13 protein-coding genes are annotated in these 16,215 nt (G+C 27.0%); 7 read left to right on the top strand and 6 right to left on the bottom strand.

Features of this window, described 5'->3' with window-relative positions; translation table 11 throughout:
* The first annotated feature begins 341 nt into the window (after window positions 1–341).
* Window positions 342–932 (top strand): hypothetical protein, encoded by a 591-nt coding sequence (locus EPJ79_RS05380; protein WP_147738715.1) that lies wholly within the window; start codon window positions 342–344, stop codon window positions 930–932.
* Window positions 933–938: 6 nt separating this feature from the next.
* Here the strand turns inward: EPJ79_RS05380 and EPJ79_RS05385 are convergent, their stop codons facing one another.
* A complete protein-coding gene (locus EPJ79_RS05385; RefSeq protein ID WP_147738716.1) occupies window positions 939–1,184 on the bottom strand; it encodes a hypothetical protein in 246 nt (81 codons plus the stop codon).
* A 355-nt stretch (window positions 1,185–1,539) separates the two neighbouring features.
* On the opposite strand from EPJ79_RS05385, the gene EPJ79_RS05390 reads away from it, so the two are divergent.
* The 3 genes from EPJ79_RS05390 to EPJ79_RS05400 all read left to right on the top strand — a co-directional run bounded on the left by EPJ79_RS05390 (window position 1,540) and on the right by EPJ79_RS05400 (window position 4,508).
* Window positions 1,540–2,214, top strand: coding sequence for a hemolysin III family protein (locus EPJ79_RS05390; RefSeq protein ID WP_147738717.1), 675 nt, complete (start codon window positions 1,540–1,542; stop codon window positions 2,212–2,214).
* Window positions 2,215–2,237: 23 nt separating this feature from the next.
* On the top strand, window positions 2,238–3,884 hold the full coding sequence (locus tag EPJ79_RS05395; protein ID WP_147738718.1) for an AMP-binding protein: 1,647 nt from the start codon (window positions 2,238–2,240) through the stop codon (window positions 3,882–3,884).
* Window positions 3,885–4,034: 150 nt separating this feature from the next.
* A complete protein-coding gene (locus EPJ79_RS05400) occupies window positions 4,035–4,508 on the top strand; it encodes a cupin domain-containing protein (RefSeq protein ID WP_147738719.1) in 474 nt (157 codons plus the stop codon).
* Window positions 4,509–4,584: 76 nt separating this feature from the next.
* On the opposite strand, the gene EPJ79_RS05405 is transcribed toward EPJ79_RS05400, so the two are convergent.
* Entirely contained in the window at window positions 4,585–6,201 is a 1,617-nt protein-coding gene (locus EPJ79_RS05405) for a peptide ABC transporter substrate-binding protein (RefSeq protein ID WP_147738720.1), read from the bottom strand.
* Between the two features lie 212 nt (window positions 6,202–6,413).
* On the opposite strand from EPJ79_RS05405, the gene EPJ79_RS05410 reads away from it, so the two are divergent.
* Window positions 6,414–7,160 (top strand): DUF4198 domain-containing protein, encoded by a 747-nt coding sequence (locus EPJ79_RS05410; RefSeq protein WP_147738721.1) that lies wholly within the window; start codon window positions 6,414–6,416, stop codon window positions 7,158–7,160.
* 319 nt (window positions 7,161–7,479) lie between these two features.
* Window positions 7,480–8,238: an MBL fold metallo-hydrolase gene (locus EPJ79_RS05415; protein WP_147527384.1), complete on the top strand. Its 759-nt coding sequence runs from the start codon at window positions 7,480–7,482 to the stop codon at window positions 8,236–8,238.
* Here EPJ79_RS05415 and EPJ79_RS05420 read toward each other — a convergent pair.
* The 4 genes from EPJ79_RS05420 to EPJ79_RS05435 are packed head-to-tail and all read right to left on the bottom strand — an operon-like array spanning window position 8,235 to window position 14,068.
* Complete coding sequence (locus EPJ79_RS05420) at window positions 8,235–9,302, bottom strand: DUF3810 domain-containing protein (protein ID WP_147738722.1); 1,068 nt, start codon at window positions 9,300–9,302, stop codon at window positions 8,235–8,237. The genes EPJ79_RS05415 and EPJ79_RS05420 overlap by 4 nt on opposite strands.
* Window positions 9,303–9,354: 52 nt before the next feature.
* Window positions 9,355–10,161 (bottom strand): hypothetical protein, encoded by an 807-nt coding sequence (locus tag EPJ79_RS05425; protein ID WP_147530745.1) that lies wholly within the window; start codon window positions 10,159–10,161, stop codon window positions 9,355–9,357.
* Between the two features lie 54 nt (window positions 10,162–10,215).
* Window positions 10,216–12,687, bottom strand: coding sequence for a GAF domain-containing sensor histidine kinase (locus EPJ79_RS05430; protein WP_147738723.1), 2,472 nt, complete (start codon window positions 12,685–12,687; stop codon window positions 10,216–10,218).
* Window positions 12,688–12,712: 25 nt separating this feature from the next.
* A complete protein-coding gene (locus tag EPJ79_RS05435) occupies window positions 12,713–14,068 on the bottom strand; it encodes an alpha-amylase family glycosyl hydrolase (protein ID WP_147738724.1) in 1,356 nt (451 codons plus the stop codon).
* A gap of 131 nt (window positions 14,069–14,199) precedes the next feature.
* Here EPJ79_RS05435 and EPJ79_RS05440 point away from each other — a divergent pair, with 131 nt between their 5' ends.
* Window positions 14,200–15,648: a peptidylprolyl isomerase gene (locus tag EPJ79_RS05440; RefSeq protein ID WP_147738725.1), complete on the top strand. Its 1,449-nt coding sequence runs from the start codon at window positions 14,200–14,202 to the stop codon at window positions 15,646–15,648.
* Window positions 15,649–16,215: the final 567 nt, after the last annotated feature.

A 16,215-nucleotide genomic window follows, 5' to 3' on the forward strand; every position in this document is an offset into this window, starting at 1 on the left:
ATTACTTGACTTTTGCCCAACTTTATCGCTGCATTTTCAGTGTCTTGCAATGTCGGTTTTTTGTAAAATAAAAATATTCCATATAAACCATAAAACTTTAAATTTAAACTGTTAATGTTTTGCTGAAAGCGGGCTTTACTTTTACAATAGGCGTCTCTATGGTTGGGCTTTTAGCATAGCCTTATTTTTTCTCAAAAAGAAGCAACTTTTCTTGCTCTTTTTCTCGGTAGAAATAAAAAACGCGAATTTTTATCAATAGTTAAAAAATAATATTTTAGTATAAATTTTAAGACTTAATATGCCGTATTTTAAATAGTATTTTATTATTTATGGAGATAAAAATGAAAAAAATTCAAAAAGCCATTTTTATAATATTTTTTATTATATCTTTTAATTTATATTCTCAAAATACAAACTCTATTTTATCGGATATTATGAGCGGGAAAAATTATAATGCCGAAAGAGATAAATTAACCTCAAAAATAAATATTTTCACTTCTTGGAAAGAAACTTATAAATATATGCGAAACGGAAAATTTAGGTTTTATAAAAAATTCGGGAGAAGTCTGACTTTAGAATTTAGATATAGAAGCCCGCATAAAATTTATGTCAATAATCAAACTCCTATAATATTTAATTTTGAAGACGGAAGCGAAACTCAATTATACAATATACAAAAAGTTATTTATAGTCCTTATTTAATGGGAAGCGTAGAATATTATAATATAGAAGTAAAATATAAATTCAACGATGACGGAGAATTTCAAAATTTTGCAAATAGTCCTATAACAAATATAAGATTTAATTTTTTTGATTATATGAACGAACAGAATTTTGAAAATATGATTATGTCACCTTCAATAACTACAAATTGGCAAAATAAATTTTCGCTTTTCAAAGAAGGAATTGATAAAGTAAATCAACTTAAATAATTAAAATCATTTTAATTCAATTTCCTTTGTTTCTTTAGTTTTCCAGTTAATTTGAAATTTTTTCCAATTATCAATATCAAAAATATTGTCTTTTACATGATAATAATAATCAAAATCAATTCTTGTTTTAAAATGTCCTTTTAGGTCGCTATGTTTTGAAATTATAATATCGACTCCGTTTGTTTTATAATCGTTTGTAATAATTTTTTTACTGAAAGGATTTTTCGCTTTATCTAAATGTTTTGTAGCCAAATAAGGCGTGTCGGCTTATTAAAGAGAATAAATATCAACTCTATTAAAATCCTACTCTACATTATTTTTATATTTAATATCTGTTTTTAAATTTATCAATAATATCTTTAACCCTTTCTTAAAGATTGAGGATGAGGTCTTATAATAATATTATAATCGGAGTTAACTATATTATCTAATAGCTTTTTGCAAAACCTTCTAATTTAGTTTATATTAAAAAATGAAAAATCAAATTATTTTTTATTAGATAAAAAGTCAAGTTTAAATTACGATTTTAATTTATAAATATTATTAATAACATTTATCTAATAAGTTTACTATTTACTTAAAAATAAATAAAAGTATAATATATTTTATGAATATTAAAAATAATAAATTAACTAATAATAAAAATTTAGTTTCTAAAATATGCGCCTTTATTTGTATAATTTGCGCAAGTTCGGCAATAGCGGCTATGGTTATGCTTTTGATAAATTCAAAAACTGCAAGGGAGATAACTTCTTTTTCTTTATATTCAAGTTTCTTAATAATTTTTTATATAATTAATTCTATATATCATTTTTTTCCGTTTCATTATAAAGCTAAAAAAGTTTTTTTTATTTTGTCGCATGCATTTTTTATAATGATGATTTGGGGAGTTTATATTCCACCTTGTTTAATTTCGCTTGAAGTTGGTTGGGGATGGAGTTTTTTTGGAATAATCACAGGGCTTTGCATATTAGGAATAACTTTAAGAAGCGTTTTCGGTTATAGATGGCGCGATTGGACTGAAACAATCTATTATTTTCTGCTTAATTGGGTTTGGCTTATTGCAATATCAAAAATTTCTTCGGCTGTCGGAGATTACGGAGCGATACTTTATTTGACGGGATTTTTGCTTTTGAATATATCGATGGTATTTTATAGACTCGCTATGTATGAAACGAATAAAAGATATACTTTATTTTTGCCTATGTTTTATTCTTTGCTTATAATTTCAAATATTTGTCATGCAATTTTTATGTTTAAGTATGTCGCGAATATTTTTTAAAAATTTAAATTTTAGGAGATAAAATGATTAAAGAAAAATTGACTCAATATATAGAAGATACGATTAAAGAAAATTGGGATATTAACGCTTTTGCCGATTACGGAAAAGATAGAATAATAAAATATTCCGATGTGGCAAAAAATATTTTAATTATGCATAATATATTTAAAAGAAGTTCAATTTATAAAGGAGATAAAATCGCTCTTTGCGGCGGGAATTCTATTAATTGGGCTTTAACTTATTTGTCTATAATAAGCTATGGAGCCGTTGTAATTCCAATATTGGTTGATTTTTCGCCGAACGATATCGCTTCAATTATAAAAGATTCGGGAACAAAATATTTATTTATTGATAAAAATATAGCCGACAAAATCGACAGCGAAACAATCGACTCTTTGGATATGGTTTTTTCATTGGAAGATTGGACTATAATAAGCGTCAATAATAATATTTATAAAGAAATTAATTACGGAGATAATTTATTTAATATAGTAGAACTTGAAAATTTTAGCAAAGAAAATTTCGCTTTAAATATATTCGACAACGAAACTTTGGCTACGATAATTTATACTTCTGGAACTACGGGATTCAGCAAAGGAGTTATGCTCAATCATAACGCTTTGGCTGCAAATATAAAATTCGCAATAGCAAATATGCCGATAAAACCTAACGACAATATACTTTCTTTTTTGCCTTTAGCTCATGTTTTCGGATGCTTATTTGATTTTTTATTTCCGTTTTCAAAAGGCGCTTGCATATATATGTTAAACGCTATTCCAAGTCCGAATATTTTATTAAAGGCTTTTGACGAAATTAAACCCGATTTAATACTTATGGTGCCTTTGATAATAGAAAAAATTTATTTAAAAAAATTGCTTCCCGTTATAAGCAAACCTTTAATAAAAAATTTATTGAAATTGCCTTTAATATCTTCAATACTCAAAAAAAGCATAAGAGAAAAATTAACAAAATCTTTCGGCGGAAAATTCCATGAACTTATAATAGGCGGAAGCGCATTAAACGAAGAGGTTGAAAAATTTCTTATAGATATAGGATTTAAATTCACGGTTGGATACGGAATGACAGAATGCGCGCCTTTAATAAGTTACGCTCCTTGGAATAAACATGTCGCTCGAAGTTGCGGTTGCATAATAGACACTCTAAAAGTAAAAATAGACGCCGAAAACGAAGGAGAAGTTGGAGAGATAATGGTTAAAGGCGAAAATGTTATGCTTGGATATTATAAAAATCCTAAAGCTACGGCGGAAGCTTTATCAAAAGACGGATGGCTTAAAACGGGAGATTTGGGAGTTTTAGGAGAGAATAACAGAATATTTATTAGAGGAAGAAGCAAAAATATGATATTAGGCTCAAGCGGACAGAATATTTATCCCGAAGAAATTGAAAGCAAATTAAACGCAATGCCTTATATATTGGAATCTTTAATTTTAAGCAGAGAAAATAAACTCCATGCTTTATTATATTTGGACGGAGAAAGAATTAAAGAAGAAAATTTAGATGAAGAAGAAATTAAAGCAAAACTTGAAAATAACAGAATTGAAATAAATAAATTATTGCCCGAATATGCAAGAATTTCGAGTTTTAATATTCAGTCGGAAGAGTTTATAAAAAATCCTACAAAAAAGATAAAAAGGTTTTTGTATAAATAAAAATGGCTAAAGTTTTGAAATTCTAAAATCTAATAACAATATGGCTTTAGCTTATGCTTCCATTTGGCTATAGAATTTACAAATAAACCGTTGATATATTTTTTCAAAATGTTATTATGTTTATAATATTAATTTTTAAGGAGAATTAAAATGTTTACTAAAATTTTAAAATCATTTATTCTAATTTCTTTTTTATCGTTATTTTTGATTGGATGCGTTAATAATGCAAGCGAAGAAGTAAGTGAAATTCATCCGTCTTTTATACCTGCAGTTTATAGTTTAGACGATTTGGTAATCACTAACAGAAATCAAGTCGCTGGCGGAAATGGCGATTTAGTCGTAAAATACGCTTTCGTTAGAGATAACGCTCCAAAAGATTTTACTACAAAAGAAATGGGATATATGACATTAATGCCTGGCGATTCTGTTGGACTTCATAAGCATGAAGGAAACGAAGATAGCTATTTAATAGTATCTGGAGTTGGAACTTATACCGATGAAGACGGAAGTCAATACGAGGTTAAAGCTGGCGATATGACTATATGCCGTTCTGGACATAGCCATGCTTTATCTAATAGCAGTCAATCGCCTTTAATATTTTTTGCCGTTTTATCAGGAAAGTAATTTACTAAACTTAAAATTATTATAAAGTAGTTTAATAAGAGATAGAATAAAATATTTATCCTATCTCTTTAATTTATCATTTTTCAATATAAGCGTAATTAAATTTATATCTTCCCAAAGGATTAAATATAGCTCCTTTCAATTTTGGACTTATCATAAAAGGGTCCATTCTGTAAATTATTGGAATTACAGGCATATAATCGAATAATATATTTTCCGCTTTATGCAAGGCTTCCATCCTTTCTTTTTGATTTTGAGTTTTTGATGCAAACTCAAGCAAATTATTAAACTCTTCGCTTTCAAATCCCGTATGATTTACCGCACTCGTTTTTGAAAAGAAATTAAGCATAGCCATAGGTTCGCTAAAATCCGCGGTCCATCCCGTTCTTGCCAAATCATAATCTTTTTGAATCATAGCCTGATAAGTCGCGTTATATTCTTCCGACTTTATTAATATGTCTATTCCCAAATTGCTTCTATACATATCTTGAATAGCTTCGCATATAAGAGTAAAATATCCAGGCGTAGTTCTAATCTCCAAAACGGGAAAATTTTCTCCGTTAGGATAGCCCGCGTCTGCCATTAATTTTTTAGCTTTATCCACATTGTTTTGATAATTGTCAATATCGATATAATTTCCGCCGTTTGCTCTAAAATCTTTTCCGTCATAATCTTTCAAATTTGGAGAGACAAAGGCTCCCGCGGGAATTTGATTCATTTTAGTTACATTTGATATTATATAATTTCTGTCGAAAGCTAAAGATAATGCTTTTCTTATATTTTTATTAGTCAAAACTCCTTTTTGAGAGTTTATTTCTAAAAAATATATTCCGTAAGCTGGCTCTTGCAAAATATAATTTTCTTTCATTAAAGAAGGTATTTCGCCCATAGGCGCTTCTATAACCGAAAATTGCAAATCGCCATTTTTCATAGCAGCTAAAGCGGTATTTGAATCGTCCATTATAAGAATATTTATTTTCTCAGCTACAATATAATCTTTGTCGTAATAATTTGAATTAACTTCCATAACTATTTTTTCGTCTTGCTTTCTTTCCGTCATAATATAAGGTCCGTTTACAATATATGTTTCTGGATTTCTGCTCCAATTATCTCCGTAAGTTTCTATAATATCTTTTCTAACGGGAAAATAAGGACTGCTAACCGATATATATTCCAAAAAATAAGGCGTAGGATTTTCTAAAATTATTTCCAAAGTATAATCGTCCAAAGCCTTAACTTGCAAATCATCAACTTCAGCCTTTCCGCTTATTATTAATCTTGCATTTTTTATAACATTAAGCATATGCGAATAAGTTGCAGCCGTTTTAGGATTAGCCGCTCTTTTTAACGCGTATTCAAAATCGGAAGCGATAACGGATTTTCCATCGCTCCATTTAGCGTTTGTTCTTAAATGAAAAGTATATTTTAATCCGTCTTTAGATATATCCCAACTTTCTGCCATACCAGGAACTACATTATCTTTAATATCTCTTTTGGTTAAACCTTCAAAAAAATGAATCATATAAATAGAACCGAAACTTAAAGAGTTTAAAGTTGGGTCTAATGTTCTCGGCTCGCCTCCCAAATTAATCGATATCTCTCCTTCCTTAAAAGAATTTTTAGATTTTTGATTATCGCATGAAACAAAAACCAATAAAAATAAAGTCGTAAATAAAATAATTAAATTTTTCATTTTGCTATCCTATTTTTAAATTTTTAATAAATTATTTTAATTTTATAGGCAATAATTTTATTTTAAATTTTTTATAATGTCAATATTTTATATATAAAACCTGTAAAAAATTTGAAAATTAATCTTGACATATAATTAAAATATTATATAATACTAACTAAAAGTTAGATATAACTAACTTAAAATAATATCAAATAAAAGAGGTAAGAATTATGAAGAGATTCAAAATTTCTGTCGTTTCTGCAGCGGTTGCTGCTTGTATGGCTATTATGCCTATGACTGTATTTGCTCATGGGGCATGGTTTGCTAAAAGGTCGGATAGAACCCAGTTAGTAGTCGGGGAAGGTTGGAAAGATAATTCCTATAATCCAAAAGGGTTGCTTAAAATGATAGCTTACAATTCAAGCTATACGCAGACGTATATAAAATCGCTTAAAGGCAAAGATTACATATATATTGAGCCTAAAAGCGATGTTTCCGTTGTATATGTAGAACTTGACTATGGATATTGGAGCAATACTCCTGAAGGAGAGTGGGTCCCTTATCCAATGGATAAAGTTAAAGGTTCTACAGTGGGAACTCACGCTATTAAATACAGCGTCAATTATCTTGGAAATGTAGATAAAGTAAAACCGCTCGATAATATGCTATATCAATTAGTTCCTTCCGTAGACCCAACAAAGCTTAAAGTAGGAGAAAAATTTACCGTTCAACTATTGCATAACGGTAAACCAATGGCAAATGTTAACATTATACCAGATGTTATAAATCATCATACAGAGGCTATAAAAACTGATAAAAACGGCATAGCTACTGTGGAAGCAAGTAACGGCGGCGTAAATGTCATTGGTTGCGAAATGGAAGTTCCTTATGAAAATGAAGGCATCGACAATAAAGCCACGCGCAGTAAAGTTTTTGTTAGCTTAAGTTTTACTTTATATCCTGAAGAAGAGGATTAAATATATATTTTCTAACCTTATATCCGAATATACCGACTAAAACTAAGAAAGATACGAACCTATTTAACGGTTTTGTATCTTTCTTTGTTTATAATAGGCTTATACGATATTAATTTGTATTAATAATTAACTTTTTATTATTTATTTTAAATTTTTTATAATGTCAATATTTTAATTAATAAATATTATTATAATTTATATCGCAAACTTTATTTAAAACTTTCTTTATAATCTATAGTTTATTTTTATATTGCTATTAAAAATAAAATTAGTATAATTTAATAAATAATTTTTTAAATTTTAGAAGTTAAGGAAAATAATGAAAATAACTTTTTTAGGAACGGGAACTTCTGACGGCGTCCCAATGATTGGATGCAAATGTCAAGTATGTTCAAGCAAAGATAAAAGAGATAAAAGATTAAGAGCTTCGATTCTTATACAAAATAATAATAAAAATTATGTAGTAGATACTTCTTTAGATTTTAGAGCGCAAATGCTCAAAGAAAAAGTTAATAAACTTGAAGCGGTATTTTTTACTCATCAACATGCCGACCATACTTCGGGAATAGTCGATTTACGCTCTTTAAATTTTGCCATGAATAAATCTATAGACTGCTACGGAAATAAAGAGACTATGGATATTTTAAGAGATAAATATGATTATTTTTTTAATCCTATTCAACTTGGAGGCGGACTTCCTCAAGTTGTATTTTATCATATAGAAAAACCGATTCAATTTGATAATTTAAATATTATTCCAATTCCGATAAAACATGGAGTTTTAAATATATTAGGATATAGATTTAATAATTTCACTTATATAACCGATGCAAGTTCTATAAGCGAAGAGAGTATTAAATTAATTGAAGGAACGGAGATTTTAGTTTTAAACGGTTTGAGATATAGAGCGCATCATACTCATTTATCATTGCAGGAATCGGTAAATATAGCCGACAGAATAGGAGCTAAAAAATCTTACTTCACGCATATGACTCATGATGTTCTTCATAAGAATTTAGAAAGAGAGCTTCCTAAAAATATGTTTCCCGCTTATGACGGACTTACGATAGAAATTTAAATTATATTCTTGCTTCTATAATAATAAACCAAAAGCCTAACGACTCTCGAATAACTTTTAACGCCTTCTTTTTGACTGTTCGCTTTTAAGTAAGTATCGTTTACTTTTTCGCTTATTTTAGACAAATCGCCCGAATATTGCTTCCAAAATTCATTATATTCTTTAATTTCTTTTTTAGTTTCTTCGTTTAAATTAGAAATTAAATAACCGTAATCTTCATCTCTATTTAATTCGCCCAATATATATAATAAAATTTCAAAATCGCCCGAGTATCTTATAAATAAATCTTCGCTTTTTGAACAAACTAAATAAGCTAAAAAATTCGCTTCGTCTTCGTAAGATATTCCTATTTGATGCGAAATTTCATGAGCTATGGTAAAAGGAAAAGAAACATAAGGAATTAAAATATTAACATTCGATTCAAAAGTGAAAGGATTATAAATTCCCGAGATTTGCAAATATAAAAAAAGTTTTGAAGACTTTATAGGTTTTGTTCTGCTATAATTCATATTCAAAAAATTAAACTCTTCAAAAATATTTTTATAATCGACTTCAACTATTCTATTTAAAGCCTGATAATTCGTATTTATTTCAGAATATTTTATTTGACTTTTTAAATTATTAATATCTTTTATCAAATACTCGGCAAGAGAATAAATATCTTCATTATCAATTTGCTTTTCCATATATTTAGAATAATTATCTATAATAGGCATTCTATAATAATTTAATCCCCAAATCGACATAAATATTATATAAACGATTATAGCGGCGCATATTATAGCATATAAAAAATTAAATAATATTTTTAATCTTTCTTTTTCGGTTATTAAATTTTTTATAGTAAAAATAATAAATAAAATTATAATTATTGCAAATATGATAATTAAAATCTCGCCCAAAGAAAAACTTAATTTACCTGATAATTTATTTAAGCCTCCCGCCAATTTTTTGTATATAAATTTTGAATAAAAATTTTCTACTAAAAATTTTGAAAGGCTCAATAATTTCAAAAGAATTGCAATTACGGATATGCATAAAAGAAATATTAATTTATTTTTCATTATAGTATTATACTTAATGAAAAAATATTTGTCAAAGAGAATTTATTAGAATTTATTTTTTCATATCTTTCAAATCGGCGTCTAATTTCTTTTTCCAAAGGTCGTAAATCTTTTTCTGTTCTTCCGCTTCTTCAGTTTCATTTAAATATATATATATTCTTCTTAAAGCTCCCGACATATTCAAAGCCATTTTCATGTCATCGGGAAGTCTGTCTTGCAATTCGTATTTTGCTCTGTATTGTTCAGCCGAAATCCAAATTAAAGATTTTGCTAAATTCATTAATTTTACTCTATACATATATCCGTCTATTTCGGGACTTAATTCTCTAATATAATTTTTGAAATCTATTATATTTTTTGTTATTAAAGCAAATCTTCCTTCAATCTCAACGAAGTTTTGTAGCCATTTTGAATTTTCGCCGTAGCAGAATTTGAAATAATCTATAATATAACCGAAAGAACAAATAAATTTATATCTCCATTCGTCTGAAAATTTATCTTTTAAGAATTCATGAACTTCTTCATTTAAAGATAAAGAATCGTCAGAATAATTGCCTAAAGCTTCTTCAAGTAAAACTATAGCTTTATTAATATATCTTCTTCCATCGTTTAATTGATTTTCTATTCTAATATCCAAATATTCTATAGAAATATTGCATATCGTGGCAATGAAAGACGAAGCTTTTATATGCAAAACCGCCAAATCTATTTTATTTTTAGCAATTTCAAATTCGTCTTCAATAGAATTTAATTCTTTTTCCATTTTATCAATATTAACTTCTACGGCTTGAAGCAATTCTTTATATTTGTTTTGCATTCTATTGCATTCCGCTTTAGCTGCCTCGCTTATCTTTGCCATTTATTAACCTCTATTATTAATTTATCGGAAAATTTGAAAATAAGTTTTAATTATTTAATTGCTTAATTCAACGGGCATAGTAATAAAAAACGCCGTAGCTTCAAAATTATTTTTTACGCTTTTAGCTATCATGCTTCCGCCATGCGCTTCAACAATTCTTTTTGACACAGCCAAACCGATTCCTACTCCATGACTTTTTGTAGTAAAAAACGGAGTGAATAATTTATTAATCGTTTCAGGTTCTATATAAGAGTTTGTATTTTCAACTATTATATCAATCATAGATTCTTTATACGAGTTGTCGGCAAATGTAACGCTTATTATAGCGTCATTTTCATTTTCTATAGCGTCTATAGCGTTTATTATTAAATTAATTATAACATCGTTCATTCTGCTATAATCCCAACGAACAAATTCTTCTTTTGTAGTTTTAACGGCATAAAATTTAATTTTCTTTTCGCTTTTCTTTATATATTCTTTAGCAAGAACGGTAATATATTTTACTATATCGTCAACTTTAATACTTTCGGGAACTAAATTAATACTTTTTGCAAATGTTAAATTTCTTCTTATATAGCTTTCTAATTTATCGACTTCATCCGCTATAATTTTTGCATATTCGCTTACTCTTTCATCGGAACTTATTTTTACGAGTCTATTTGCAAATCCCGAAATTGGAACTATAAAATTTCTTAAATTATGCGCCATTGAAGAACTCATCTCTCCTATAATAGCCAAACTTTTAATATCTAATAAACTTTTTTCTGCGACTTTCAAATCGTTTCTGCTTTTTTCAATTTCATTATAAAGCGAAGAATATTCTAAAGCTATAGCCGCTTGCCTTCCAAACATTTTTAAATAATCCAAATCATCGTCTGGTATCGGAATATTATTATAAATATTGTCGACTAAAATAACGCCAACGCAATTATTAGCATCCATTATTGGAACTATAGCGAAAGGATTATAGCCGAATATATCGGTATAGTTTTTTAATTGTTCAACTTGATTATTATCGTTTACGGATTTTATATTTATGCTTTCTTTATTATTAAACAAATCAAAAAATAATTGACATTGCTCGCTATTTGGAATTACCGTATTTAAAAATTTCTGATTTAAATCCCAAGACGCTTCCAAATTATTTCTGTCTAAAGATAACATTAATTTTTCTCTAAGAGCGTATTTATCAATATTCTTCATATTGCTTAAAATATCTTTGCCATAATATTGTTTATGAAGCAATGTTTCTCTAATAGATTTATCAACGCTATTCATATGATTCCAAATATCGCCCGCATTCTCTCCGTCTTTTGGCGCTACGCACATTCTTCCTCTAAAAACATTAAATTCTTTATCGTATAAAAATGCAAAAGCTCTATTGAAAGCGAACACATCTCCTATAGTCGCTATAGTAAGAAGCATAAATAATATATCTTCAGGTTTTGAGCGTTCAAGTAAAATATTGCTTATATCGTATAAAGTGCTTAAACGAGACATATTTTTTTTATTTTTTTCGTTAGCTTTATCTAATTCCTTTATGCTATAATATTCCGATATTCTGCTTGAGATATTTGCAAGAAGAGGATTAAATAAATTGCAATCGTCTTTATCAAAATCGCCCAAAGGATTAACGGCGTCTTTTATTTTATCGATAACGACAGCATATCCCATACATCCGCCTCCCATAGGAATTCTATTAAATAACACAGAACGATTTATAATATTTCTAAAATCATTACTATCTTCGTTTTTTTCTATATTGTTTATATAATTAATTTCATGCTCGATATATTTTATTTCATATTCTTTTTTTTCAAAAACTGAATAATCAAAATTATCTTCAAAACCATAGCTCGATATAGTTTCAAAATTATCTTTTTTATATCTAATTCTTATAAACGATTTGCTTGCGCTGAATATATTTGCTATGTCTGAAGCCAATTCTTTTAAGTTAATTTCAAATTTGTCGATATCGCTTAACTTAAAATATAATTCTCTTAATAATTTTAATTGTTTATCTTTTTCTTTATAAGTAACATGCTGCAATACATTATTTGCATAAACCGCGAAATGTCCGATAAAATTTTGAATCTCGTCTAATATGCTATTGTAAAAATCTATTTTATCTTCCCTATTTCTAAATACTATAATTCCGATATTTTTTTGACTTATAGATATTGGCAAAGCTAATAAAGCGTTATAATTTAAAAAAACTTCGGCGTTAGAATTGCTTATATTTTTACCGATATATTTTTTTCCGTCATATAAAATTTCTTTAATATTATCGTTAGTTATTGGAAAATCTACTTTACAAACATAATATCTGTCTATTCCGTAAACTCCTCTTAAAATTAAATATTCTCCTTTAGGAAAATAAACTTCTCCGCAATCAAAATTATAATATTGACATATTTTCTCTAAAAATAAATCTACAACTCTATCTATTTCATTTGTATTTTCTGCAAACAAAAGTCCGTTTGATAAATCCGTAAAAAAACTTTCAATAGGCTTTTTATCTTCCATAAAATTCCTCATTATAATATATTTTTTAAACTTTAAAAACTTTTAATTGGTAAGGCAATATTTCTATAGTTTCTTTTATATCGACAATATTATCGAATGAAATATCTTCTTTTATGTCAAAATTTTTAGCGTCAAATTCTTCTTTTTTGTCCGTAATATTAATCACTATAAAAACTCTTTCTTTTTCATCCAAACTATATTTATAAAATTTTCTGAAAGGATTTTTTATCTCTTCTTTTTCTTCAATATCGATTTTTTTATCTTCGTTATTTTCGTTTTCATTAAGTTTTTTTAATTCTTCTAATTTTTTCTTTTTTTCAATATTTTCCAAAACATCCAAAGAAACTATTTTTCCGCAATTTGTTAATATAGGATTTTGTTTAATATAAATCGCCATATCTTTTATATATTCGCTTAAATCAAAACTTATTTTTTCAAAGTCATTTTCATTTCCATTAACTACATTGCATCTTTTATAAAATCCAAACTCATCTCCCGTAGTTATCATCCACATATCGCAGACGATTGCCGTAAATAAAAAAGTTTGTTTCAATTTCCAAATATTGCCTTTATATTCCGTTATGAGTCTTTTTGTATCATGATTGCTTGGAAAGGCTATTTGTTTGCAATTTTCTCTTGCCGCGTCGTATTGTTCTATAAACCATTCGCTTTCGTAATCCCACCATTTCGCGCTGCTCGCCACATAATCGAATCCAGATTCTATCAAATCTTTTGTGTCGTCCAAAGAGCAACCCAAACTTTCCGCAAAAAATATAATTTCTTTATTTTCTTTTTTTGCTTCGCTTATTAAATATTGCCACAATTCTTTAGGGACTTTATAAGCCGCGTCGCATCTGAAACCCGAAAATCCCAATTCCAAATTATGTTTAATAAGCTCATTCCAATAATTCCAAATAGGATTTTCAATCTCTTCGTTATCTTTATTTAAAATAATTTTTTGATTATTGAAAGAAGCCAAATCTCCCCATTCTATCCATTTTCCATTATCCCAAGCGCCTGGCGATTCTAATTTTCCGTCTTTTAATTTATACCATTCAAAATGTTCTTCAACTAAATTGCAATCTTTTGAAGAATGATTAATAACTAAATCTATCATTATTTTTATATTATTATTTTTGCAATATAAAACGAAATCTTTTATTTCTTTTTCGGCAATGTCTTTTTCAGAACTTGTAAAAAATGCAGGATTATATTTATAATAATCTTTAGTCGCGTATAAACTTCCGCTAAATCCTGGGTAAGTTATCGGATTAATATAAACCCATTCAAATCCGATTTTTTTTATTCTGTCTATATGCGAATACCAATTTTTAATGTTTCCCAATAATGGGGCAAATAAATTATAGCTTAAAACCTTCATTAATAAACTATTATATATGGTATAAAATAAAATTCAATATAATAAAACGGCTTGATTTTTTTAATAATTTTTATATAATCAAAATATTATAATTATAATAATAAAGAATAAAAATTTATGAGGATAATTTAATGTCGTCTAAAAAAATTACGGTAAAAAAGAAAAATAGCGTTGTAAAAACTCTTCAGTGGATAGGAATATCGGTTATTTCTATTTTGCTTATTTTATATTTTTTGGTAAGCACGGGAGGAAGCCAAACTACTCCGACTATAGGCTCGGTTAATGGAACTCCGATTTATTATACAAGCACTAGTCCTTATGGAAGAGCTTTTAGAGATATAGAAAGATATTATCAGCAAATTGGAATACCGATAAATAACGAAATGTATTCTTTTATAGAAGATATGGCTTTTAAGAGAGCGGTTACAATCATTCTTTTAGATAAAATAGCTTCTGAAAATATAAAGATATCGGATAATCTTATAGTAGACGCTATGAAAAGCGAATTTGTAGACACCAACGGATTATATAACGATGTAGCTTTTCAATCTTTTATAAAAAATACTTCTAAATCGGAACAAAAAAGAATAGAAAAAGAATTAAAAGAAAGTATTTTATATCAAACTATATCTATGGAACTTTTTAAAGATATAAAAATTAATTCTTTAGAAGTTGAAAGAAATTATATAAAAGAAGAAACTAAAAGAGATATTGAAATGGTTTATATAGACGCCGCTTCAATAGTTGAAAATTCCGAAATTCCAATATCCGATTTGGAAAAATATTTTAACGATAATAAAACAAATTTCGCTCAAGCCGATATTTCCTATATAGCTTTAGAAAGCGGAGGAGTAGCGGATAATTTATATAAAAGCTTAAAAGACGATATAACTTTATTTGACAAAAACGCCATTGAAAAAAGTATAGAAACTAATAATTATAAATTAGGTTATGTGACTAAAATGGAAATGCCATCCGAAAATTTTGCAAACAGTATATTTACAAATACAAAAACAAATACTTTATTGCAACCTATTTATGTAAACGGAAAATATTATATTGTTTTATTAAACGATATAAGACTTCCCGAAAAATATTCCGATGTAAAAATCGATATATTAAAAAACGAATATTTAAAATCAAATATGAAAGCTTTACTTGAAGTTGAAAAAACAAAACAATCGGAAATATTAAAATCGGCATTTGAAAATAATAATAATCTTGCTTCGCTTAATAATAAAGGAAATATAGAATATTATAAAACTTCAAAGCCTTTTTATTATAATCAAGCAAATTTAAGTTCGATTAACGGAAATATGATTCCCGAATCTTCCGAAGAAAATTTTTATAGAAGAGTATTTTCTTTAGAAGTAGGTTCTGTTAGCGATGTCGTAAAACTTGAAAACGGAGTAGCGATAATAAAAGTTTTATCCGAAGAAAAACCAGATATGAATAAACTTGCGACTTCTGACGATAGCATAAAGTCGGCTATAAAAATGGAATTGAGTTCTTATATAGAAAATGAATGGCAAAATAAAAATATTGAAAAAGCAAGAGTTAAGAAAAATAATATAAGATAATTTTAATTAAACTATTAAGTAAGATTATAAATATTATTTTTTATAATTTTTTAAAATAAACGCTTTAAATATTTTTAAAAAGATTGTATAATAATTAATAAATAATTTAAATTATTTTGTTGACAAAAAATTTTAAATGTTGTAAAATATTATTAAATTAATTAAAATAAATAGTTGACAATTTTTTAAATATTTTATAATATTGTTAAATTAATCAATATTGAAAAAAATTTAAATAAACTATTGACTAATTTTTAAACTTATTGTATAAATTAAAAGTTAGTTAAAAAATATTTAAATTATTATTGACAAAATTTTTTAGATATTGTATAATTTGAAAATAAATTAAATAAAAAAAGTGATGGAAAATTTATATGAGATTTAAAAACATTGTAAGTATGTTGAACAGTACAGTACAGTACAGTACAGTGCCATAAGTTTAAACTTTTCAAAAATAAATCAATCAAAAAAATTATTAAAATTTTGTCCGTTTCTTTCGGATACATTAGCCGTGATAACTTATCGGGAGAGAAGAAACCCGATTTTGTTATAAATAAAAAATTTTTC

Origin of the sequence: Brachyspira aalborgi (assembly GCF_008016455.1) — a bacterium.
GTDB lineage: Bacteria > Spirochaetota > Brachyspiria > Brachyspirales > Brachyspiraceae > Brachyspira > Brachyspira aalborgi.